Annotated in this window: 19 protein-coding genes; 14 read left to right on the top strand and 5 right to left on the bottom strand. The window is 36.1% G+C overall.

Going from position 1 to position 25149, the window contains the following annotated elements; genetic code table 11:
- The first annotated feature begins 28 nt into the window (after positions 1-28).
- From FS935_RS16595 to FS935_RS16570, 6 genes are all read left to right on the top strand, one after another.
- Entirely contained in the window at positions 29-1537 is a 1509-nt protein-coding gene (locus tag FS935_RS16595) for an ABC transporter ATP-binding protein (protein WP_146949759.1), read from the top strand.
- Entirely contained in the window at positions 1534-2613 is a 1080-nt protein-coding gene (locus FS935_RS16590) for an ABC transporter permease (RefSeq protein ID WP_146949758.1), read from the top strand. The genes FS935_RS16595 and FS935_RS16590 overlap by 4 nt, the downstream gene beginning before the upstream one ends.
- Entirely contained in the window at positions 2600-3517 is a 918-nt protein-coding gene (locus FS935_RS16585; protein WP_146949757.1) for an ABC transporter permease, read from the top strand. The genes FS935_RS16590 and FS935_RS16585 overlap by 14 nt, the downstream gene beginning before the upstream one ends.
- A 42-nt stretch (positions 3518-3559) precedes the next feature.
- On the top strand, positions 3560-4222 hold the full coding sequence (locus FS935_RS16580; protein WP_146949756.1) for a sulfite oxidase-like oxidoreductase: 663 nt from the start codon (positions 3560-3562) through the stop codon (positions 4220-4222).
- Complete coding sequence (locus FS935_RS16575) at positions 4215-4937, top strand: nucleoside phosphorylase (protein WP_146949755.1); 723 nt, start codon at positions 4215-4217, stop codon at positions 4935-4937. The genes FS935_RS16580 and FS935_RS16575 overlap by 8 nt, the downstream gene beginning before the upstream one ends.
- 178 nt (positions 4938-5115) lie before the next feature.
- Positions 5116-6099 carry an aldo/keto reductase gene (locus FS935_RS16570; RefSeq protein ID WP_146949754.1) on the top strand — a complete coding sequence of 328 codons (984 nt, stop codon included), beginning with the start codon at positions 5116-5118 and terminating at the stop codon, positions 6097-6099.
- A 295-nt stretch (positions 6100-6394) separates the two neighbouring features.
- On the opposite strand, the gene FS935_RS16565 is transcribed toward FS935_RS16570, so the two are convergent.
- From FS935_RS16565 to FS935_RS16555, 3 genes are all read right to left on the bottom strand, one after another.
- Positions 6395-7672: an MFS transporter gene (locus tag FS935_RS16565; protein WP_146949753.1), complete on the bottom strand. Its 1278-nt coding sequence runs from the start codon at positions 7670-7672 to the stop codon at positions 6395-6397.
- Between the two features lie 54 nt (positions 7673-7726).
- Positions 7727-8134, bottom strand: a complete 408-nt coding sequence (locus FS935_RS16560) for a MarR family winged helix-turn-helix transcriptional regulator (RefSeq protein WP_146949752.1) — start codon at positions 8132-8134, stop codon at positions 7727-7729.
- Between the two features lie 161 nt (positions 8135-8295).
- A complete protein-coding gene (locus FS935_RS16555; protein WP_146949751.1) occupies positions 8296-9501 on the bottom strand; it encodes a nitrate/nitrite transporter in 1206 nt (401 codons plus the stop codon).
- A gap of 268 nt (positions 9502-9769) precedes the next feature.
- Here FS935_RS16555 and nirB (FS935_RS16550) point away from each other — a divergent pair, with 268 nt between their 5' ends.
- The 5 genes from nirB (FS935_RS16550) to cobA all read left to right on the top strand — a co-directional run bounded on the left by nirB (FS935_RS16550) (position 9770) and on the right by cobA (position 19695).
- A complete protein-coding gene (gene nirB, locus FS935_RS16550) occupies positions 9770-12112 on the top strand; it encodes a nitrite reductase large subunit NirB (protein ID WP_146949750.1) in 2343 nt (780 codons plus the stop codon).
- A 51-nt stretch (positions 12113-12163) separates the two neighbouring features.
- Entirely contained in the window at positions 12164-14296 is a 2133-nt protein-coding gene (nasC, locus tag FS935_RS16545; protein WP_146949749.1) for an assimilatory nitrate reductase catalytic subunit NasC, read from the top strand.
- A 991-nt stretch (positions 14297-15287) separates the two neighbouring features.
- Entirely contained in the window at positions 15288-17702 is a 2415-nt protein-coding gene (gene nirB, locus FS935_RS16540) for a nitrite reductase large subunit NirB (protein WP_146949748.1), read from the top strand.
- Positions 17703-17777: 75 nt separating this feature from the next.
- Positions 17778-18101, top strand: coding sequence for a nitrite reductase small subunit NirD (gene nirD, locus FS935_RS16535; protein ID WP_226669023.1), 324 nt, complete (start codon positions 17778-17780; stop codon positions 18099-18101).
- A gap of 148 nt (positions 18102-18249) precedes the next feature.
- Positions 18250-19695, top strand: a complete 1446-nt coding sequence (gene cobA / locus FS935_RS16530; protein WP_240050934.1) for a uroporphyrinogen-III C-methyltransferase — start codon at positions 18250-18252, stop codon at positions 19693-19695.
- Positions 19696-20012: 317 nt separating this feature from the next.
- Here cobA and FS935_RS23465 read toward each other — a convergent pair whose 3' ends face one another.
- Positions 20013-20159, bottom strand: a complete 147-nt coding sequence (locus FS935_RS23465) for a hypothetical protein (RefSeq protein WP_158638630.1) — start codon at positions 20157-20159, stop codon at positions 20013-20015.
- Positions 20160-20294: 135 nt separating this feature from the next.
- On the opposite strand from FS935_RS23465, the gene desB reads away from it, so the two are divergent.
- Positions 20295-21413, top strand: a complete 1119-nt coding sequence (desB, locus tag FS935_RS16525) for a Delta(10) desaturase DesB (protein ID WP_146949745.1) — start codon at positions 20295-20297, stop codon at positions 21411-21413.
- A gap of 534 nt (positions 21414-21947) precedes the next feature.
- On the opposite strand, the gene FS935_RS16520 is transcribed toward desB, so the two are convergent.
- Positions 21948-23489 carry an FAD-dependent oxidoreductase gene (locus FS935_RS16520; protein WP_240050933.1) on the bottom strand — a complete coding sequence of 514 codons (1542 nt, stop codon included), beginning with the start codon at positions 23487-23489 and terminating at the stop codon, positions 21948-21950.
- A 428-nt stretch (positions 23490-23917) separates the two neighbouring features.
- Here FS935_RS16520 and FS935_RS16515 point away from each other — a divergent pair, with 428 nt between their 5' ends.
- Positions 23918-24268, top strand: coding sequence for a lmo0954 family membrane protein (locus FS935_RS16515; protein ID WP_146949744.1), 351 nt, complete (start codon positions 23918-23920; stop codon positions 24266-24268).
- A gap of 42 nt (positions 24269-24310) precedes the next feature.
- Entirely contained in the window at positions 24311-24958 is a 648-nt protein-coding gene (locus tag FS935_RS16510) for a PspA/IM30 family protein (protein ID WP_146949743.1), read from the top strand.
- Positions 24959-25149: the final 191 nt, after the last annotated feature.

Raw genomic sequence — 25149 nt, 5'->3', positions numbered from 1 at the left:
CATGCTTTTTGGGGAGGAGGAAGTTTAGATGGCTGTTCGTTTAGAAATGAGAAATATGACGAAAAACTATGGTAGTTTTAAAGCGAATGATTCTATATCTCTATCTTTAAATGCTGGTGAAATTCATGCAGTTGTTGGTGAAAACGGTGCAGGAAAAACAACATTAATGAGAATGCTATATGGAATGGAGCAGCCTACCTCAGGGGATATTTATTTAGATGGAAAAAAGGTGATGTTCTCTAATCCTAATGATGCAATAGAAAATAAAATAGGGATGGTACATCAGCATTTTATGTTGTTTCCTGATTTTACTGCAGCAGAGAATATTGTCATTGGTCATGAGCCTATGAAAGTGGGATTTTTTGATCGTAAAAAAGCAATCGAAAAAGTTCAGAACTTAGTAGATCAATATAAAATTCCTGTTAGACCTAATGCTAAATCTGCTAGTTGTTCTTTAGGAGAACAACAAAGAATTGAGATTTTGAAAGTTCTCTATCGAGGTGCAGATATTATTATTTTGGATGAACCAACAGCGGTTTTAACTCCTTTAGAGGTTAAGGGCTTATTAAAAACAATTCGAGAGCTTGCAAATCAGGGGAAAAGTATCATTCTGATTACACATAAACTTCGTGAAGTGATGGAAGTAGCTGACAAAATGACTGTCTTGCGGAATGGTAAAGTGACAGGCTCTGTTTCAAGACAAGAAACGTCAGTAGATGAATTAGCAAAATTAATGGTAGGTCGTGATCTTCAAAATTTAAGTACCCTTACTCCAATGAATGGAAAGCCTATACTTGAAGTGAAGAATATGACCATTCAAGAAAAAACGAATAAGCCTATCCTTGATGATATTTCCTTCGCTGTAAATCAGGGTGAAATTGTTGGCATAGCAGGTGTTTCTGGTAATGGACAATCAGAGCTTCTTCAGGCTATAACAGGGCTGAGGCCAATACAACAAGGAAATGTTTATTTAGAAGGAAAAGATGTGACAAATCAACCTGTTGCATCTATTCGTGAAGCTGGCTTATCACATATACCTGAAGATCGTTACTTATGGGGTGCAGCTAAACAGGCAACTGTTGAAGAAACAGCGTTAATGGGCTACCATACAAAACCATCGTACCAATCAAAATCCTTCTTATTAAAAAAACCTTTCAGGAAACTAGTAAAAGATTGGATAACTAAATTTGAAATTAAAGCTGGATCACTTGAGGAATCAGCAGGGAACTTATCAGGCGGTAATTTGCAAAAGCTGATTGTAGCCAGAGAACTTGGACAAGAAACACCGATTTTAATTGCAGCAGAGCCAACTCGTGGTGTTGATATTGGAGCAATGGAATACATACATGAAGCTCTTCTTAATAAGAGGAATAAAGGTGAAGCTGTTTTACTTGTTTCGTCAGAGTTAACGGAGATTATGGCACTTTCAGATCGTATTCTTGTTATGTATGAAGGGGAAATTGTTGGAGAAATAGGACGCAAAGATGCTACTGAAGAAGCAATAAGTGTCTTAATGGCAGGAGGGGTAACAACATGACGGGCGTTCAAAATGGTATAAAGCGGTTATTTTATTCGCTACTACAACCCTTTTTTGCAATATTTTTAGGCTTGTTAACTGGAGCAATTGCAATAAGCATTGTTGGGGAACCTGTTCTTGCTTCTTACAAAGAAATGTGGAATGGCGCATTTGGAAATTTTTACTTCCTCACATCAACACTAGCGAGAGCAACACCTATTATGCTTGTTGGACTAGGTGTAGCGCTAGCTTTTAGAGCAGGTGTTTTTAACTTAGGAGCAGAAGGACAAATGGTGCTTGGTGCAGTGAGTGCTGCATTAGCAGGTGTCTATATCCCTGGTACTGGAATTGGGAAGACACTTCTCGTTTTGTTAGTTGGAATATTAGCAGGAGGTCTTTGGTCATTACTTGCAGGCTGGCTTGAAGCGAAGTTTAAAGTTCAACTATTAATTTCTACGTTACTTCTAAACTATGTAGCTGTTTTATTTGCGAGCTATTTAGTATCAGATCCATTTCAAGATAAAACAGGCTCAGGTGCTTTAGCGCAAACTCATATGCTAGATCAAAGTATTTGGCTTCCTAAACTTTTTCAAGGAATGAGTGTTCACTGGGGCTTTTTAATTGCTGTGGGTGCAGCCATTATCATGTTTATTATATTCCGTACAACATCAGCAGGGTATGAAGTGAAAATGCTAGGTTTGAACCCGTTTTTCGCATCGTACGGTGGTGTAAATAAAATAAAGGTGATGCTCACAAGTATGTTTATTAGTGGTGCACTATCAGGATTGGCTGGCACTGTTGAAGTGTTAGGGTCACAATATCGTTTTGTAGATGGAGCGCTCACTGTTCCAGGGTACGCATGGACAGGCTTGATGGCAACATTACTTGCAAACTCCCATCCAATTGGTACAGCCATTACGTCTATTTTCTTGGCGGCTATCGAAACTGGTGCAATGGGAATGGAGCGCAATACGCAAGTACCTTTAGAAGTATCTAGTATTATTCAATCTGTTCTTATTTTATTTATTTCAGCAAAACTAACGTTAAAATGGTGGAAACGAAAATCGAAAGTGGGTGGATCACATGGAACTCTTTGACCTTACATTACTTAGCTCAACCATTCGTATGGTTACACCCATTTTATTAGCTGCACTAGGTGGTGCATTATGTGCACGTGTTGGTTTATTTAATGTCGGATTAGAAGGTTTAGTGCTAATCGGAGCCTTTTCAGCAATAGTAGGCAATCATATAACAGGAAATGTGTTACTAGCTGTATTATTTGCAGCCTTTATGTCATTTTTATTTGCGATGCTCTTTGCCGTTATGACCATACAGTTAAAAGCGAATGATATTGTTGTTGGTGTTGCCATTAACTTTTTGGCACTTGGACTTACAACATTTGCTCTAAGAACAATTTTCCAGGTAAAAGGTGCTTATTATGATAAAGATATGGAAGGACTTCCTAAATGGGATATTCCAGTCATACAGGATATACCAGTTGTAGGTTCTATCTTGTCAGGACATTCTCCGCTTGTTTATTTTGCCTTTTTAGCAGCGATTTTATTGTATGTGTTTCTATATCGAACAGTTATCGGTTTTAGGGTTTTATCCGTAGGGATGAATCCAACAGCAGCAAAAAGTATTGGCTTAAAAGTTAGTTCATTACAGTACTTAGCAATAGGCATGAGTGGTGTTTTATGTGGTCTTGCTGGTGCTCAGCTGTCACTTGGACAAGTGACTTTATTTACTGAAGGAATGACAGCTGGACGTGGATTTATTGCATTGGTGGCAATGATGCTCGGTCAATCTCACCCAATTGGTATTATTGGATCAAGTCTATTATTTGGATTTATGGATGCAATCAGTATCCGACTACAAGGCTTCTCCCTACCAACTCAATTCACACAAATGCTTCCATACTTAATTACGATTTTAGCAATGTTCTTATTAAGAGATCGTGGAATGGGCTCACAGCTTGGCAATCAACAAAGTGGAAGATAAAAGGATAGTAGATATATAAATAACCTGAAAGGAAGATAAATAATGAATAAAGCAGATCGAATTAAACGTATGAAAGTACCAGCCGTCGATCCACAGTTAGCAAAACGTTTACCACCTGGTCAGGTATTAACAGAGCGTTTTCCCATTTTACATGAAGGTGAAGTACCTAAGTATGATCTTGAAAATTGGACATTGAAAATCTTTGGAGCTATTGATAAAGAAATGACCTTAACATTTGAAGACATTATGAAGCTCAATCAATCTTCTGTAACGTGTGATATTCATTGTGTAACAAGATGGTCTCGTTTTGATAACACATTTACAGGAGTGCTTTTCAAAGATTTATTAAAAGAGCTGAACATTAATCCAAAGGGTAAATATGTGATGCTGCATGCAGATCAAGATTATACAGCAAATCTCGAATTATCTGATTTAGATCGTGATGATGTATTATTAGCACATTCATTTGAAAACGAACCTCTAACAGATAAACATGGTTGGCCACTTCGATTGGTTGTTCCTCATTTATACTTTTGGAAAAGTGTGAAATGGATAAGAGGAATAGAATTTTTTGACGAAAACAAACCAGGATTTTGGGAACAAAATGGATTCCATATGAACGGTGATCCTTTCAAGGAAGAGCGTTTTTCGGGTGAAGATTTGCCAATACCAGAAGATGAATGGGAGAAAAAGGACTATGACTGAGTTATTGACAAATCTAAAGGTGAACTCAGATGAATTACCTAAAAAGGTACTAGTTTGTGGTGATCCAGCACGTGCAAAAAAGATTGCTAGTTTACTTGATGATTCTATGCTGCTTGCAAAAAACAGAGAATATCATTCTTATAAAGGAAGCTGGCAAGGTGTTGAGCTAGCCATTGTAAGTCATGGAGTAGGATCACCAGGTGCTGCTGTTTGCTTTGAAGAGCTGGCTAAAGGTGGTGCCAAAACCATTATTAGAATTGGAACAGCGGGTTCTTATCAGGCAGAAATTCAGCCTGGTCACATTGTGCTCAGTACAGCTGCCGTAAGAAGAGATGGTTTAACAAGCCAGCTTGTACCAGAAGGCTTCCCTGCCGTTGCTGATCGTCAAGTTGTGAAGTCATTGGCTGATGCAGCTAATGAAAGAAATCAACCTATTCATGAAGGAATAACTCTAACATTGGATGTGTTTTATACAGGTATCATCGAGTTTCCTCATGAACTTTATAAAAAGGCTGGAGTTTTAGCTGTTGAGATGGAAAATTCTGCTCTTTTTACAATTGGTGCGATCAGAGGTGTGAACACAGGGGCAATTCTTGCAATCGATGGTTATGCTGATGCTGATTTACGAAACGATTATAATCCACACACAGATTTAGTTTCTGAGGCAATTGAACAAGAAGCGTTTATAGCTTTGGATGCGATTATTCATACTTAATAATAGAAAGTAGATGTGATGAGATAAAGCTATTTTATTTTTCATATCTACTTTTTTAATTTGTTAGAAGTCCAATTTCTTTTGTTAACGCTTTATTTTTACTATAATGGATATAGTGTTTTAAAAGATAGGCCTGGTAAGCTAAACAGTGCCTTTAAGAAAAGGGATGGTGTAGAGTATGAACTATCGTCAATTAGGAGACACAGAGCTTAAGGTTAGTGAATTAAGCTTTGGTACATGGGCAATAGGAGGTTCTTGGGGTAAATCATCTGATCAAGAAGCATTAAAAGGATTAGAAAAAGCAATGGATGCGGGTGTTAACTTTTTCGATACTGCAGATGTATATGGTGATGGACATAGTGAGAAATTACTTGCAAAAGCAACAAAAGGTAAAGAAGACAAAATACATATAGCAACAAAATTCTGTCGTGCTGGAGATATTTTTGATCCAGAAACATATTCAGAAAAAGCGGTTACAGAATATTGTGAAGCAAGTTTAAAGCGCCTTCAACGTGAAACAATCGATCTTTATCAAATTCATTGTCCACCAATGGAGATTTTAAAAGATGGTCGTGTTTTTGAAGTATTAGATAAATTGCAGCAGCAAGGTAAAATTCGCCACTACGGCGTTAGTGTTGAAACAGTTGAAGAAGGATTATTTTGCTTAGAGCAGGAAAATGTAAAAGCACTACAAGTTATCTTTAATATTTTCCGTCAAAAAGCGGTAACAGAATTACTTCCTCAAGCTAAAGAAAAAGGTGTTGGCATATTAGCACGTGTTCCTTTAGCAAGTGGGTTATTGACTGGTAAATTTACAAAAGTAGCGAAGTTTGAAGAAGATGATCATCGTAACTTTAACAAAGATGGTGAACATTTTAATGTTGGTGAAACCTTCGCAGGTGTTGAGTTTTCTAAAGGTGTTGAATTAAGTGAACAACTAAAGTGGATTGCTGAAGATCGTGGCAATATGACGAGAGCTGCATTACGATGGATTCTTGATCATGAAGAAATTACAACTGTTATTCCTGGCTTTAAAACAGTCAATCAGGTAGAGGATAACTTACAAGCAACAGAAGTTCCACACTTCAGTGAAGCTGAGCTTAAAAAGTTAACTGATTTTTATCAACATGACATCCACCCGAATATTCGTGGAGTTTACTAATAAGTAGGAAAAAGAGTTAAGGCTAATATATGTGGCTTTAACTCTTTTTTTGTGTCTTGTACTGGAAGATTGCAGATTGCTTGTAAAGTTGGCGAGTTTTGTCGAATGATGGAATAGTTAAGAAAGTTGAATGATTATCGTGCAAAGTTGAATGAATAACAGCAAAAGTTGAATGATTATTACCCAAAGTTGAATGATTATTGAAAAATGGAAGAAGTGGAAGCATCCATAGTCAAAAAATAGCCAAAATAAACCCTCTCTGTTGGAAGATAGAGAGGGTTATTATCGTTATTGCTTATAAATTTGCAGAAACAGGTGAAGTTGTTGCTTCTTTTCTTCTTTGATGCCGGTGGTAGACGGCGATAATCCCGATAACAAACAAGCCAGAATAGAAATAAAGTACTTCATACCCCAGTTGTGAGACGATGATCCCTAGAATGTATGCTCCAGCTGCTATTCCAATATCAAAAAAGGTGAAAAATGTAGCGGTAGCATGACCACTTCGCTTCAAATCTGTTGCTTGAACAGCGAGTGTTTGTAAACATGGAACAATTGAGCCATATCCTAAACCGATAAAGCCCCCAGCTAAAAGAAATAGAAAAGTAGTTTGGGCAAAGCTTAGTAAAATTAATCCGAGTACAAAGAAAATAAGTGCTGGATAGATCACACTGTTTGGCCCTTTTTTATCAAATAAACGACCACTAAAAGGCCTTGATAATATCATAACAACTGCAAAAACTACAAAGAAATAGCTAGCAGCTTCTAATAACTCGAGCTCTTTTGCGTACATAGAGATAAATGAAATCACACTTGAATAAGAGAAAGCAACTAAACTACCAATTAAAGCAATAGGGAGTGCTTTTTTATCAAATAAATCCTCTAATGCTATTTTTTTATCCGTATTCTTTTGACTAGCTGGAAGTTCTTTGATTTTACTAAATGCTGTAAACACAACACCAATGACCATTAATAAAGCTAAAACAAGAAACAAAACTAAGAACGAAGTGATTTGTATTAAAGTTAAAGCAATAAAAGGACCAAATACAACGGCTAAGTTCATTGACATGGCAAAATAACCAAGTCCTTCTCCGCGACGTTTATTTGGGACTAAATCTGCGGCAATGGCTCCAGTAGCAGTAGTAGCAATGCTAAACCAAATTCCATGGAAAAAGCGAAGTGCTAATAAAAGACCATAATGATCAATCCATAAATATAGAAAAGATGATAAAGTAAATAAACTAAGACTTAGCATTAATACTTTTTTCTTTCCGAAATCCTGAAGTAACTTTCCAGAAAATGGTCTAACAATAATGGCTGAAAGAAGCAAAATCGTTACAATCAGTCCTGCTTCAACGCTAGATTTATTAAGTTCATCCACAACATAAATAGGTAAAGAGGTTAATAGACCATAAAAGGTGACAAAGATGAAAAAGTTACTTAAGAAGATACTAATAAAGCTCTTTGTCCAGATCGGCTGTTTATAGACAGTGTTCATTTTTTCATCCTGCCTCCTTTGGTTTTTACTTTCCTGGTGTCTAGTTAAATAGTAAGTAAGGCAAGAAACACGAGTTATTTCAATTCCTATCTGCTTTGGCCGCCTAAAGCTATGTAGCTTGTGCTTGCCATATCAATTTCCTAGTTTATTTAATAAAGAAAGTAAGTATTCTTGTTCTTCCTCTGTTAAATTTTGAAGCATCTGTTCTTCAAAATTTGTGACACTCTTCTCAACAGTGGGTAGGTGATTTTCAGCTTTTGAAGTTAGAAATACAAGTCGTTCGCGCTTATCTTTTCCATGCTTTCGTGAAATCCACCCAGCGTCTTCAAGCTTAAGTAGTGTGCGTGTAACAGTTGGTGCTTCAACACCTAAATAACGCCACATTTCACTTTGTGTCATTGGACCATTCTTTTTTAAACAATAAAGAATCGACCATTGAGAACTGTATAATTGATGCTGTTGTAGCTGTTCATTAAGTTCTTTTGTCATATGCCTTGTTTTTTGGTATAGCGTATGAAATAACTCACTTTTATTTATCATCACATGTCACCACCTAAAATTATTTACCTAGGTAAATAATTAACTTCTACTACTATAACAGATTGATAGTGGATGTAAAGGATTCTAGATTTTATCTTACTAACCTAACTAACAAAAAAAGCCTAGCAACATCTGCTAGGCTTACTCACTGAAATAGTAAATTATATTTTTACTGCACCATCCTTTATATTCCATGTTTTTCTCCAAGAGAAGTTTGCAATGATTAAGATTGCGATTGCAGCAAGGGCAATACAAGAAAATGTGATAAATCCTGAAGAATATGATCCTGTTAGTTCTTTTAAAGTTCCTAAAATGTTTGGTAAGAAGAAACCACCGATACCTCCTGCTGCCCCTACTATTCCTGTTACCATACCAATTTCCTTTTGGAAGCGTTGAGGTACTAATTGGAACACTGCTCCATTACCCATTCCTAAGCACATCATCCCGACAAAAAGTAATGCCGTGATCGCAAATAGTGGTGGCAATTGACTAACACCTAGCATACAAACAGCGACACCGATAAATAGGAATGATAGCACTTTAACTCCACCTATTTTATCTGAGATATATCCTCCTACTGGTCTGAAAAAGCTTCCGGCTGCAACACAGAGTGTCACAAAGTCACCTGCTTGAACTGAGGAAAGACCATATTCATCAACAAAGAACATACTAAGAAAGCTTGATAAACCAACAAACCCGCCAAATGTAACACTATATAGTAAGCAAAAGAACCATGTATCTTTATGAGCAAATACTTTAAAGTAATTTGCAAGTGGCTGTGGAGCAGGCTGTGTAGGAGCATCCTTTGCCAATAATATAAAAACAAAAAACGTAATAAGAAGTGGGATAATGGCAAGACCCATTGTTACATGCCAACCAAAGTTTTCAGCTAAACGAGGGCCAAATAAAGTGGCAATTAATGTCCCACTATTTCCAGCACCAGCAATCCCCATTGCTACACCTTGTAAATGAGGAGGATACCATCTGCTAGCCATTGGAAGTGCTACTGCGAAGCTTGCACCTGCAACACCTAGTAAAATCCCAATCATATAAAGCTCAGGAATGGTATTACCGGCAAATAACCCCCACAGTAAAGGAATAGTTGTGATGCTCATTCCTAATATAGCTGTCTTCTTAGGTCCAAAACGATCTGTTAAGATACCTAATACAATTCTAAATACAGATCCTGCAAGAATAGGAACAGCAACAATCATTCCTTTTTGAGAAGGTGACAATCCAAAATCCTGTGTAATAAAAACTCCAAGAGCTCCAAGAATAACCCAAATCATAAAACTGACATCAAAATACAAGAATGACGAAAAAAGTGTTTTCGGGTGACCGCTAGTTTTTAATTCTGATAATTTCATATAAAATCTCCTCTCATATTTGTTATTGTTAAAATTTTCTGTCTACTCATGTTCTGTGCTCATTATAAAACGTGAAAAAGAAGTAGAAAAGATACTTGTAATTAAATGTAACGCAGAATGTTAGTAAACCTTATTGTATCAATGGTTTGAAAAGCTCACTTTTAAAAATGTATGTTAGGAAATATGACAAAAAACCAATGTGAAGAAGCTCTGTATGAAATAATAAGATCAATAAATTAGGTCAGACCATTTATGCTAGGAGGGTAATATGAAGCAAAAATTGGTGGTAGTCGGAAATGGAATGGCGGGTATCCGTTGTGTTGAGGAAATTTTAAAGCATTCTTCAGACGTTTATGAAATATCAATTATAGGCAGTGAAAATCATCTTAATTATAATCGGATTTTATTATCATCGGTTTTGCAGGGAGAAGCAAAAATCGCAGATATCACACTTAATCAAAAGGAATGGTATTCGAGTAACCAAATTAACCTATTTTCTGGTGAAACTGTGATGAATATCGATTCAAACCAAAAACATGTTTTAACTGACAAAAATCGGTTGCTGTCATATGACAAACTTATCTTAGCTACTGGTTCATCTCCTTTTGTGCTACCTGTTCCAGGTGTAGAAAAGGAAGGAGTTATCACTTTTCGAACAATCGAGGATTGCAAAAAAATGATTGAAACCTCTAAAAATGATCGAAGTGCAATTGTGATCGGTGGAGGAGTATTAGGTCTTGAAGCAGCTTGGGGATTACTCCATCTTGGTTTGGATGTGAAAGTTGTTCACAATTCAGATTGTTTAATGCAACGTCAATTAGATCAAGCTTCCTCACGACTTCTTCAAAAGCAGCTAGAAAGAAAAGGTGTACAGTTTTTATTAGGAAAAACAACAAAGGAATTCAAAGGGCGGCAACACAAAGTAGAGGAAATAATTTTTTCGGATGATTCTTCAATTAAAGCGGATTTAGTTGTGATGTCTATTGGTGTTATGCCGAATGTACAGCTTGCAAAGGATTGTGGTATTCACACAAATCGTGGAATTGTTGTTAATGACTATATGGAAACAAGTGAAAGAGATATTTATGCTGTTGGTGAATGTGTGGAGCATAACGGTTTTGTTTATGGACTTGTTAAACCGTTATATGAACAAGGAAAAGTGCTGGCAAATCGACTTTGCAGTACTAAGAAGAAAAGGTATAAAGGATCTGTGTTATCAACAAGCTTGAAAGTGCCTGGTATCGATCTCTTTTCGATCGGAGATTTAAGGGAAGATGAATCAACACAAGCATTAACAATGCTAAATGAAATCAATGAAGTCTACAAAAAGATGGTATTTCGCGGTGATATCATGGTCGGTGCCGTGTTATATGGCGATACAAAGAGTCAATCAAAAATTGCAGATGTGATAGTCAAAAGAAAGCATATAAATGAACAGGAAAAGCAGCAGTTAATGTATTCAACAGAAAAAGATTATTCACTGTTAAGTTCAATGAAGGTAAGCGAAGTTATTTGTAACTGTAACGGAGTATCTAAGGGAGCTATTATGGAGGCTGTTCAGCATGAGGGAATATCAACTCTAGATGAAGTAAAGCAATGCACAAAAGCATCTAGCTCTTGTGGTAGCTGTAAATCACTTGTTTGCGATTTGCTTGAATATATTCATAGTGATGATTGTAATGAAGTAGCAGAACAAAAGACACTGTGTGCTTGTACGACATTAACAGAAGATGAAGTTGTTTACGAGATTCAACAGCAGAACTTATCTTTAGTAGGTGAAGTAATAGCAAAGCTTAATTGGCTTTCTAAAGATGGGTGTTCAAAGTGCATACCGGCAATTTCCTACTATTTAGCGATGATCTATCCAAAAGCTGAGGCTGCTAAAACTTCTAGTTTTGAAAACAAAGAAATTTTCCTTTCTTCTCAAAAGGACGGAACATATAGGCTTACTCCGAGAATATATGGTGGGAGAATGTCAGCTCAGGAACTAAAGAAAATTGCCAATGTTATTGAAAAATATCAGTTAAGTTATGTCGGATTAACGTCAGCTCAAAATATACAGATAAAAGGAATAAAAAAGGAGTACGTTCAAGCTGTATGTGCCGAATTAAATATGAGCTTTCATTCTTTAGAAAATAACACTGTTCAACATATTAACACGTTGTTTGGTGAACATGCTTGTATTTGTGATTATGATGATGCCATGCAATTATCAATTGAGTTAGAAAAAGGAATGGAAACAATCATCACTCCTTATAAAGTGATATTGAGCGTTTCAGCATGTAAGCATAGCAATGCTAATAATATTCAAAAAGACATTAATATTATTGGTGATGATAGAGGGTGGGAAATCTACGTTGGTGGTCAAATCCTTTCGGTAGATCAGCAGGAAGAGTTGTTAACAATTGCTCAAGATGTAGTAGAAGTAAAACAAGTTGTTTTAGGTTTAGTTCAATATTATAGAGAAACTGCAAATTATTTAGAATGTATTTTTGACTGGATTGAAAGAGTCGGGTTGATTCATATAAGAGAAGTTCTCTTTGAAGAACCTCTGAGAATGCAGTTGGTAGAAAGGCTAGAGTTGGAAGTGCAGCAAACGTTAAGTTTGTAATAATGAGGGCTGTATTTTTCTTAATAGATTATTAGAGGGAGGTTTATATACTTGACTGATTTATTATTAAAATATTTCAGAACAAAGCAGCAGGAAGTTCAATCTGAAAAGGTGTATGATACGCAATGTCCATTTTGTAGTATGCAATGTAAAATGCAATTGATCGAACAATCTGTTGTATCTAGAAAAACATTTAAAACAATTGGTAAGGATAATCCTACATCACAAGGTAGATTGTGTGTAAAGGGGATGAATGCACATCAACATCCCTTTCATAAAGATCGAATTATGCATCCCTTGCAAAAGGTTAATGGTGAGTTTGTTCAAATATCATGGGAAAAGGCATTGCAGCATATTAAGGAGCAGTTCGAATCGATCCAAGCTACTGATGGTCATGATGCTCTTTCTGTTTATGGTAGTGCATCAATTACAAATGAAGAAGCTTATTTGCTTGGAAAGTTTGCTAGAGTTGCATTGAAAACTCCGTATATCGATTATAATGGTCGATTGTGTATGTCTGCAGCAGCAACAGCGGCAAATCAGACATTTGGTGTTGATAGAGGATTAACAAATGCGTTGAATGAAGTGCCTCATACAAGGGTAATCATTTTAGCTGGCACAAATATCGCAGAATGTCAGCCAACAATCATGCCTTATTTTGAAAAAGCAAAGGAAAACGGTGCATATATTATAGCAATTGATCCTCGTGAAACGGCAACAACAAAGCTCGCTGATTTACATTTAAAGGTGAAGCCAGGAATGGATGCAGCTTTAGCAAACGGTCTACTCAAAGTGATTATTGATGAAGATTTAGTAGATAAACAGTTTGTTCAGGAACGGGCAACAGGGTTTGAAAAGGTTAAGGAGCATATAAATTCCCTTTCATTGGATGAAATTTCAACCTTAACAGATGTACCTATCGAGCAAATGAGAACAGCTGCAATAAAATTTGCGAGTGAGGATTCAGGTATGCTTTTTTCAGCAAGAGGGGTAGAACAGCAAATTGATGGAACCCATGCTGTACGGAATTTACTGAATATTCTAATCTCTACCGGTAAGATAGGGAAGAAATATTCTGGCTATGGAGCAATAACTGGTCAAGGTAATGGTCAGGGAGCACGCGAGCATGGACAAAAGGCCGATCAGCTTCCAGGTTATCGATCAATTGAAAATGAAGAACATCGTGAACAGGTTGCAAAGGTTTGGGGTGTAGATAAAGATGAGCTTCCTCGAAAAGGTGTATCTGCATATGAAATGTTCCAAAAAATAGATGAGGGCAAAATTACGGGTATGTTCTTAATGTGCTCAAATCCTGTTGTCTCAAATCCAAATGCCAACTTTATTAAAAAGGCATTGAAAAAGCTTAAATTTTTAGTTGCGGTAGAAATGTTCATCTCTGAAACTGCAGAGATGGCAGATCTAATCCTGCCAACATCATCATATTTGGAAGATGAGGGAACAATGACAAACCTAGAAGGAAGAGTCACACTAAGAGAAGCAAGTCGACCTTGCCCTGGTGAAGTTAAGCATGATTGGGAGATACTTTGCGAAATTGCGAAAGTTCTTGGAAAAGAGAAGTATTTTCCTTTTACATGTGCAGAGGACATCTTTAATGAATTAAGGGAAGCAAGCAAGGGAGGAGCGGCAGATTATTTCGGAATTACCTATGATCGGATTAGAAAAGAACAGGGAATTTTATGGCCATGTCCAAATTTAGATCACAAAGGAACTGTTCGTTTATTTGAAAATGAATTCGCGCATAGTGATGGAAGGGCTAGAATGATACCTGTTTCAAATTTGTCAGAAATTCCGAAAGAAAAGGTTGATGAAGAATATCCATTGTATTTAACAACAGGAAGAATTGTTTCACATTATTTAACAGGTGTACAAACAAGAAAAAGCTCAGCATTAGCTGCGAGAAACTTTGAATCTTACCTGGAGATTCATCCTGAAACAGCAAAGAGATACAATATTGAGCATAACAATTTAGTGTCTGTTACTTCTAAGCGAGGAAATATTGTTGTTAGAAGTAAATTGTCTGAGAAGATTAGAAAAGATACGGTGTTTGTTCCAATTCATTGGACGGAAGCTCAAAACGTGAATCTGTTAGTAGGTGAGGACCTTGATCCGAGCTGTAAAATGCCTGGGTTTAAAGTGAATGCGGTTAGGGTTGCACCTGTTTGATTTATCGATTTGATCCATTATTCATTACAGGCTCTTTTCGTAAAAGTTATAGTGTTTAACAAAGGGGTGGTTGGTTGTGCTACAGGTTGTTCGCTTTCCGCGGGGCGGGCGGTGAGCTTCCTCGGCGCACAGCGCCTGTGGGATCTCACCTGTCCCGCTGCGCCCGCAGGAGTCTCACACCTTCCGCACAACCAACCACTGCTATCGTAAATTGCTTAAGAAATGAAAATAGAGAAACCTATAAGTTAGTTCTCTTTTTTCTTATTATTTTAGAAGATAATCAATTTACCTCTCCCAAAAGGAATTACTTATAAATATTAAGATCTCCCCTCACCTTAAAATTCTGAGACCACAATATAACAATGTAGATAATCTATCATACAATCCTACCAGATAACTTATATATTACATCTGCAAATCCCTTCATTCATGTTTCTTCATACTTATTATTTTAAAACCGTTCTGAAAAGGTACAAAATACTGCTAATTTTCTTTAGTAGTACAAGCTTAACTTTTTATAACACAAAATTATCCTTTTCAAAGTAGATACATAGTTTTTTCTATTGTTCTTACAACTTCTTAATTTAGCCTATTTTTCAAGGGTTATTTGATTTCACACACTATAGTGGAATGGAGCGGAAGACATTTGACTCCTGTGGGTGTAGAGGAAAGGGTGAGACCCCGCAGGCGCGCAGCTTATGAGGAGGCTCAGCTTCCTCCCCACGGAAAGCAAGTGTCTGCAGCGAAATGGAACGAACGTGTTTTATACGAAAAATTATTAAAAATAACAGCAAAGTATCGAGATGGGTTTTCCGAAAGGTTAAATGTTTTTGACTATCACTATACTCCTTAATAATTTTCAAAAACATTAAAGTTCTCGATAATAATAGCCTAAATATAAAAAACCATGTAAGGAAAGCTAACATGTATATAAAATAAATGATTTATCCGTGATACATTATAAGAAACTTTCCTAAGGGAGGCAATTCAAGTGGATAAAAAGAAATTAGTCTTAATTGGAAACGGAATGGCCGGAGTTAGAGCAATCGAAGAAATCTTAAAAATATCAAATGAACTATTTGACATTACGATCTTCGGAAGTGAACCACATCCTAACTATAATCGAATTTTATTATCAAAGGTTCTGCAAGGAGATACAGCTGTTAAAGATATAACATTAAACGACTGGAATTGGTACGAAGAAAATAATATTACCCTTTATACAGATGAAACAGTCACAAAAATTGACTCAGAAATGAAGGTTGTTTTATCAAATAAAGGTCGAGAGATTCCTTACGATGAAGTGATTATTGCAACAGGATCCGTACCATTTATCCTCCCTTTACCTGGAGCTGATAAAGAAGGTGTAACAGCATTTCGTGATATAAAAGATACAGACATTATGCTTGATGCATCCAAAAGATTTAAAAAAGCAGCTGTTATCGGTGGTGGATTATTAGGATTAGAAGCAGCTCGAGGTTTATTGAATTTAGGAATGGATGTTTCCGTGATTCACATAGCTCCAACATTAATGGAACGTCAATTAGATGAAACAGCTGGTAAATTATTGCAAAAAGAATTAGAGAAGCAAGGAATGAAATTTCTTTTAGAAAAGGCAACAGAAGAAATTTATGGAGAAGAACGAGTAGAAGGATTGAAGTTCAAAGACGGCTCAAACCTTGAAGCAGATTTAGTTGTTATGGCAGTTGGTATTAAACCAAATATTCAACTGGCGAAAGAAAGTGGATTAACAGTAAATCGAGGAATTGTTGTAAATGATTATTTACAAACAGATCTTCCTAATGTCTATGCTGTTGGTGAATGTGCAGAGCATAATGGCATTCCATATGGCCTTGTTGCTCCTTTATATGAACAAGCAAAAGTATTAGCACATCAAATATGTGGCAGGGCTACAGCTCCTTATCAAGGCTCAGTTTTATCAACACAACTTAAAGTATCTGGTGTGGAAGTTTTCTCTGCCGGTGATTTTACAGAAGATGAAGAGAAAAAATCAATAAAAATCTTTGATGAGCAAGATGGAATTTATAAGAAGATTGTCCTCAAAGGTAATAAAATTGTTGGTGCTGTTTTGTTTGGTGATAGTAAGGAAGGAAATCGTCTGTTTTCAATGATTAAAAAAGAAGCGGATATTTCAGATACCGAGAAAATTAGTATTCTACAGCCACTAGGAGCGGAAGCTGGAGAAAGCTTAGTTGCTACAATGAGTGCTGATGAAATTATTTGTGGATGTAATGGGGTTTCTAAAGGTGCAATTATTGAGGCCATTCAAGAAAAAGGCTGTACATCTGTAGATGATATTAAAGCCTGTACGAGTGCTTCGAGATCCTGTGGAGGCTGTAAGCCATTAGTTTCAGATGTTTTACAATTTGCGTTAGGCTCTGATTTTGATGCATCTTCCCAAAAAGAAGCAATTTGTAGCTGTACAACATTATCAAGAGATGAAGTTGTTGATGAGATAAAAGCAAAAGGTCTAAAGCATATAAGAGAAGTAATGAATGTACTTGATTGGGAATCTGAGGAAGGCTGCTCTAAATGTCGTCCAGCTTTAAACTATTACTTAGGTATGGTAAATCCAATTGAGTATGAAGATGAAAGAGAATCACGATTTGTAAATGAACGTATGCATGCAAATATTCAAAAAGATGGTACGTATTCAGTTGTTCCAAGAATGTATGGTGGAGTAACAAATGCGAAGGATTTACGAAAAATTGCAGATGTTGTTGATAAATTTGAGATTCCTTTAGTCAAAGTTACAGGTGGTCAACGGATTGATTTGTTTGGTGTAAGTAAGGATGATTTACCAAAAGTATGGCAGGAGCTAGATATGCCATCTGGTTATGCATATGGAAAATCATTGAGAACGGTAAAAACGTGTGTTGGTGAGCAATTCTGTCGCTTTGGTACGCAAGATTCGATGGGACTTGGAATACGATTAGAACAAAAATTTGAAGGCTTGCAAACACCTCATAAAGTGAAAATGGCAGTATCTGCTTGTCCAAGAAGCTGTGCAGAATCAGGCTTTAAAGATATTGGTTTTATTGGCATAGATGGTGGCTGGGAAATCTATGTTGGTGGAAATGGTGGTACACATGTTAGAGGTGGAGATTTATTATACAAAGTCAAAACCGATGAAGAAGCGATGAGTATTACGGGTGCATATTTACAATATTATCGTGAAACAGCAAACTATTTAGAACGTACATCAGCTTGGATTGAAAGAATCGGCTTAGCACATGTTCAATCTGTATTAGATGATGCTGCTAAATGTAAAGAACTGAATGCACGTATGGATGAAACATTGTCTGTTTATAAAGATCCTTGGAAAGAAATTGTCGAAAGTAAGAAAACAACTAAAGAGTTATTTGAAACAGTGGGTAATGCTTGATTCTTATAAAATCGAATCGGGATTGCAAATTGCACACTTTAAAGACTGAATATTTCGCCAAAGGAGATGATCGATATGAAAGAAATGACAAAAACCAAGTTATATGTGGGACCTCTTTTAGAATTACCTGAGCGTGTTGGGAAAACGGTTATCATTGAAAAGGGAAAAGAAGTGGCAGTTTTTAGACTTTCAAATGGAAAAGTGAAAGCAGTAGAAAACAAATGTCCACATAAAGGTGGAGTATTAAGCGAAGGAATTGTAAGTGGAGACTTCGTATTTTGTCCAATGCATGACTGGAAAATTTGTCTTGAAGACGGTAATGTTCAAAAACCAGACTTCGGTTGTGTGAATAAGTATGAAACACTAGTAGAAGAAGGTGAAGTGTTCCTATTAATTTAATATAGAAAATAATGTATTTGGTATTTTAATATGTAGATTCTGTTAAAATGTTAATACAATACTTTAATAGAGAGGCAAAGTAAGGTATAAAACGAGGAAATTCTTCCCTTACTTTAAACAAAATAAAATGTGAGGGAGAATGATGGATATGGGAAAGGTATATTTAGTAGGTGCTGGTCCTGGGGACAGTGAGCTTATTACAGTGAAGGGTTTAGAGACGATCAAAAAAGCTGATGTTATTTTATATGATCGTTTAGTAAACCCAGCTATCCTTGATCATGTACCATCAAATTGTGAGCTAATCTATTGTGGAAAGCTACCAACTCGTCATTTTATGAAGCAGGAAGAAATTAATACTGTATTAGTAGAAAAGGCATTAGCAGGTTTCACCGTTGTGAGGCTAAAAGGAGGAGATCCGAGTGTATTTGGAAGAGTTGGTGAAGAAGCTGAAGTATTAGCGGAGAACAACATTCCTTATGAAATAGTACCGGGTATTACCTCAGGGATTGCGGCACCACTTTATGCAGGGATTCCTGTCACACATCGTGATTACGCAGGCTCCTTTGCCATTGTTACAGCTCATGATAAATCAAAAAATGGTAAGCCTGATATCGATTGGGAGGGCTTATCACGAGGAGTACAAACAATTGCCTTCTATATGGGAATTTCAAATTTAGAGCATATATGTGAAAATCTGATATTACATGGCAAATCATCTGATACTCCTGTGGCAATCATCAGATGGGGAACATGGAGCAGACAGCAAACAGTTGTAGGAACATTATCAACAATTGTTAAGATGGTACGTGATCAAAAGATTGAAAATCCCGCTATTACATTAGTTGGCCAAATCATTGAAACAAGAGAAAAAGTAAAATGGTTTGAAGATAAGGCACTTTTTGGCCAACAAATATTATACGTTCGGGGAAATCTTGATAGAGAGAGCTCTGTTAAAGAACTTACTGATCTTGGTGCTGATGTTATTGAATTTCCTAAATGGAAGATTAATGAAGCAACAGTAAATGGTGATGATCGAAACAACATCTTACAAGCAGAGAAGCTGCTTTTCACAACAACTTTATCAGTTACCTATTTCTTAAAGTTACTAAGGAAAGAAAAGATAGATATCCGCCAAATAAAAGCTGCTTTTTACTCCAGAAATAATCAAATTCAAGGCTTGCTTGAGGAACATGGTCTAATGGCCTTTTCAGAGAATGAATTAATAAATAAAGAAGGCTGTTTAGTTATAGGATCAACTCAGATGGAGCTTAATGATACTGAACAACATCTTGGTGTGTATGATTATTATGCTGATACTAGATTTGAATCTATTACCACTAGAGCAATATCTGATGCATCAATTAATTCGGTTATGTTAGATTCTAAAGAAGCTGTACATCTTTTAATGAAAAAATCAGCGGAATATCAAATAGAAAACCTGTTGGAAGCATCCATCCTTGTTAATTGTTTAACAGAAGATGCATTTGAAGTAGCTAAAGCTTATGGACTTAACGCTAACCTATTAATTGAATTAGCACCATCTGTCAGTACCAATTTAAACCAAGATAGTAAAGTCATTGAATTAACTTACTAAATATAACAGCATAATAAGTATTATATAAATAAATCAGATTTTCTCTTCAAGAGGTGATCTGATTTTTTTATTTCTCCATTTTATTACTTAATTCAATACTATAAGGTTCTAGCAGGAGTCTTATGACTTTCACTCAAAATGACAAAATGCTAATAAATTTCATGATGTTTTACCATTTAGCTAATTTTATCCAGTTAAGTATATTTTGGTAGATAATGTGGCATAATTTTTTCCTGTAGAAGTGTCTTTTTAGAAGATAAGCTAACCATGGTAAGGGAAGTGTTTCCATGGTTAGCTTCAAAGAACTGCTGGAAAAATTAATACTCAATTTCCTCATAATCCTTAGGTTGAGGCACAGGTTGTTCTGGAAGTGAGATGTTGTATTCTGAAAGAGCTTCTGATTTTCTTCTGTAAATTTTTCCTTTAAGAGAGTGTGACTGTTTATTGTTAGCTGGCTTTTCCATATAAACAACTCCTTTTAATTATTGATGATTATAGTTTAACCAAAATGGGTATTAAAATGTTTGATTGTAGGCATTATGCCATTGTTAAAAATTCACATCAAATGAAAACAATTGTTATGGAAGGAGACATTTTAGATGAAGGATCTTCATTCTTTTGCATGGTATGCAAAGCAAATTTCCCCTAAGCTGCCTAAAAAAGTTTTTAAGCCTGTTCCTAGTAGGCTTTGGGGTGGACTTGCCTACTTATTAATTGTGGTTGCAGGTTTTTTAACGATTGGTTTATTTCAACTACATCCATTTATTTACCTGTTAATCTCATTCGTACTTGGCACAAGCTTTGCTGCAATGGGCTTTCTTGGACATGAGATATTACATGGAACAGTTGTCAGAAAACCCTGGCTCCGTGATTTTCTTGGGGCAATTGCTTTTTGGCCATTAAGTATAGGACCTAAATTATGGAGAAAGTGGCATAACCTTTCTCATCATGTAAATACACAGCATGAGGAACATGATCCCGATGCATGGCCGACATTAGAAAGGCTTTCTAAAACAAAATTATTAAATTGGATTTACCACTTACCACATGGAGTTCGAGCATTTGGCAGCTTTGCTTCACTAACACTGATGTTTACACTACATTCAGCTAGAATGTTTGCTGCGTATATAAAGGAATTTAATCCAAAGCATCGCCGTTCAGTTTGGGTTCAGTTAATTCTTCCGTGGGTATTTTGGATAACACTTTTATTTATAATGGGACCAATGAAATGGGTGTTTGCTTTCTTAATTCCATTACTTATTGCAAATGCAATTGTTATGGGATATATCTCGACTAATCATCGTTTAAATCCAATTACTGAGATTAATGATCCATTAGCAAATAGCTTAACTGTAACAGTTCCTAAGTGGGTAGATGTGCTGCATTTCAATTTTTCCTATCACACTGAGCATCACCTTTTTCCTGGTATGAGCTCGAAATACTATCCTTTAGTAAAAAAACACGTGAAAAATATGTGGCCTGACCGTTATCACGAAATGCCTATTGGTAAAGCATTAGTGGCACTCTGGAAGACTCCGCGTCTTTACTACGATGGAAATCAGCTAATTGATCCAAGAGAAGGTCATGTTTATTCAACACTAGGTCATGGCTTAGATATCTCCAATATAACATTTCGTAAAGTGAACAAAGACGATGCTTTAGAGAGAATCATAAAGCTTTCGAAATCCAAAGTTGGGCAAGTCTTAAAAGACAAATAATATGAAAAAATAAATATTTAAATGATGAAAGGGATAGACATTAAAATTGTCTATCCCTCAGTTCATAGGTAAAGTTTTGCTGATTTTCGAGGCGCTAAACCTTGTGTGTAGATGCGTTACCCTGAGTGGTTATGGGTAATATATATCATGATGTGTAACGAAGAAGGCATGCATGTCTAAACAGTTTAAGAGGCTGGGACATAAGTATTTAAGCTAATGATAAACCCGAATTATTAGGTGATATTTCAAGTAATCTTTCGCCTAATAGTTCGGGTTTTTATTTGCATTTTTCAATAGATTTTTTGATTTTGTATACTATTTTTAAGAACTAGTGGAATGGAGCGGAAGATAATCGACTCCTACGGGAATTGAGGAAAGGTTGAGACCTAAGCAGGCGCTTGCGTCGAGGAGGCTCAGCTTCCTCCCCGTGGAACGCGAGTGTCTGCAGCGCAATGGAACGAACTTGTTTCTTTCAACTTAACTGATTTAGATTTATTCGTCTTTTTGTATGATTTCTTGATTATGTCCAAACCCCTAGTTCAAATCCACCTTTTTTAAAGCTTTTTTAGCCGGTCCTTCAATCACATCTCCACCTACATCAAATCGTGATCCATGACAAGGGCAATCCCAAGAACGATCTCCACTATTCCACTCTACTTCACATCCCATATGCGTACACGTTGTATCAACAAGATTAATGTTGCCGTCTGCATCTTTGTAACAGCCAGCACGTTTGCCATTTACCATGACGATAGAGCCTTCATCATTTCCGATATCTTCAACACGTTTGTCTGCTATATCGATTTTTCCCTCAATAAGATGTGCTGCTACATCGATATTTTGCTTTAGGAATTTCTTGATACTTGGATCAGCATAAAATCGAGATGGTGAATACAATTCTTCATAAGGATTAGATTTTTCTGCGACAAGATCAGCAAGCAAATGTGCCGCAGCTGTTCCGTTTGTCATACCCCATTTACGGTAGCCTGTTGCGATAAGAATATTTGTTTTTTTTGAAGTGATTGGACCAACATAAGGAACCTTATCTAATGTATAAAGATCTTGAGCTGACCAACGATATTTAATTTCTTCAATACCAAGGACTTCCTCACCAAACTCTTCTAATGCTTGGTAATGCTTATAAGTTGATTTTCCTTGTCCCGTTTTATGACCATCACCACTTATTAAAATAAGCTTTTCACCGTTCATCGGTGTGTAACGTAAAGATCGAGTTGGCGAATCTGCGCTGTAGAACATCCCACCAGGGTAATCAAGCTTAGCACGAACAGCTAAAATATATGAGCGTTCTGCATGTAATCGAGCAAAATAAAAGCCTTTTTTATCAACAAAAGGAAAATGAGAACAAGCGATTGCAAACTGACATGCTACTCTGTGACCATCTCTTGTGATAATAGTTGGTTTTGGTGTTGTTTCATCAATATCAATAGCTGTTGTTTGCTCGTATATTTCACCACCAGCCTTAATTATTTCATCGACAAGTGCTTTTAAATAATTTAGTGGATGAAATTGACCTTGTGACTTCATAATAACAGCACCTTTAACATCAATTGGTAAAGGGATATCATCAACAAACTCACTATGTATTCCTAGCTTTTGATAAGCATCAAATTCTTTATGAATTTTTCTAGCGTATTCATCACTAATTGCGTACATATATGAATCTTCATCTGAAAAATCACAATTTATTTTTAACTCTTTCGACGTTTGACGAACAAAGTTCAGCGCCTCATTGTTTGCCTCATAGTAAAGCTTAGCTTTTTCTTCACCCAAATGCTGAATGAATTCATCATAAATTAGTCCATGCTGTGCTGTTACCTTTGCAGTTGTATGTCCAGTTGTACCGTTTAAGAGATTTCCTGCCTCAAGTATAGCTACTTTAAAGCCTTTTTTTGATAGTAAATAGGCAGTTGTAATCCCAGTAATACCACCACCAACAATGGCAACATCAGTTTCGGTATCAATTTTCAAAGGAGAAAATGTATTTAATTGTGAAGTATCTCTCCAAAATGGTTCTGGTTCATAAGGCATTTTTCCTTGAGGAAATTCTTCAGTCATTGCTTCTACCTCCTATATATACGTTCATTTCATTTTTTCCAATATCAGTTAAAACATGTATGGTTTTTTGAAAAGACCTTTAAAAAAACTCTGGTGCACTTTTAAAATTTGTGGATAGGAATCTAGATCGTTCCATTTCGCTCCAGACACTTGCTTTCCTCTTCACCCGCAGGCGTCAAGTGTCGTCGGCTCCAACCACTATTTTTATGTAAAAAGTAATGGTATTGAATGGGTCTTATTCCTTCTACGCCTCAAGTCCTAGTACAAAATAAAGCTCAAGCTCGTTTTGAGCTTCTTACAAAATAGGTAAGATAAAGACATAGAAAAGAGCACAAGTAATAACGGAGATTAGCTCAATCAATAAAACTTGTGTAGAGCTGAAGATATTTTAAAAACTTCAAGCTTAAAAAAAGAAAGGAGGAAGAAAGATGAAGAAGTTTGGTTATTTATTATTAGGTGGGGTGGCTGTTATTGTCCTACTATCAAATCTTGCACCGATGATTGCCCTGGCATTAACTCTTGTGATTTTGTATTACTCTTATAGAGGCTTCGTAAAAACAACCTCAACATTTAATAAAGTGTTGTTAGCTGTAATCGGAGTGATTGCATTGTTTGCTTCAGCATCAAACCTACCAGCAGTTCTAGGCTTTGTCGCTTTATATGTATTGTATGTTGTATTTAAAAACTGGAATAAAGCTTCTAAGGTAAAAGAAAAAGAAGATGCAGATCCATTTACGAACTTTGAAAAAGAATGGAAGAACTTAAAAGGTAACTATTAATTAACGATAATTAAAAACCACAACTAAAAGGAGAGAAAAATAATGGCAAATATTTTTTCAAGAATTAAAGATACAGTAGCAGCTGATTTACACGAGGCAATCGATCAAAAGGAACAAAAAAATCCTATTTCTGTTCTTAACCACTATTTAAGACAATGTGAAAATGAAACGGAAAAAGTTCGTAAGCTTGTTGAACGTCAATATTTATTAAAAGGAGAATTTGATCGTGAATATAAAGAGGCGTTATTTTTAGCAGATAAGCGCAAACACCAAGCAGAAGTAGCAGCAAAAGCTGGAGAATCTGAGTTGCATGAATTTGCTTTAAAAGAGCAAGCACATTATGAGGAAAGAGTAGCTCGACTAAATGAATCTCGACTTCAAACAGGTCGTCAGCTTGAGGAATTAGAGCAAAAGTATGAGGAAATGAAACATAAATTAAAGGATATGCAAATTAAGCGTATGGAACTAATGGGAAGAGAAAATATGGCAAGAGCTCATCATCGTATGAATAAAGTGGTTGAGCAAAACAGCTTTTCAACAAAAGCATTTTCTCGCTTTGAAGAAATGGAAGGCTATCTAGATCGTCTTGAGCATCAAGTAAATTCAACATATCACCGCAATACAATTGATGCAAGAATTGCTCAATTAGAAAAAAAGATAAAAATGGAAGAAACAAATACAGTTTCATAAATGAAACGTGGTATTCTAAGAAAGTAGCAAGGTACCTGGAGCTAGACACAAAAAACTAAGGTCGAAAACTAATAAATACTTCTTCCTTAAAAAAAGGCGTAGATTTCTACGCCTTATTGTGCATGAAAAATAAGAGCTATAATTGATGATAGTAACAGCGATAGCGAATGCTAACTGAAATTTACCATTAA

The organism is Metabacillus litoralis (genome assembly GCF_007994985.1).
GTDB classification, from domain to species: Bacteria; Bacillota; Bacilli; order Bacillales; family Bacillaceae; genus Metabacillus; species Metabacillus litoralis.
Note: the sequence above shows the minus strand (reverse complement) of the source record. Positions and strands in the feature narration are given on the sequence as shown.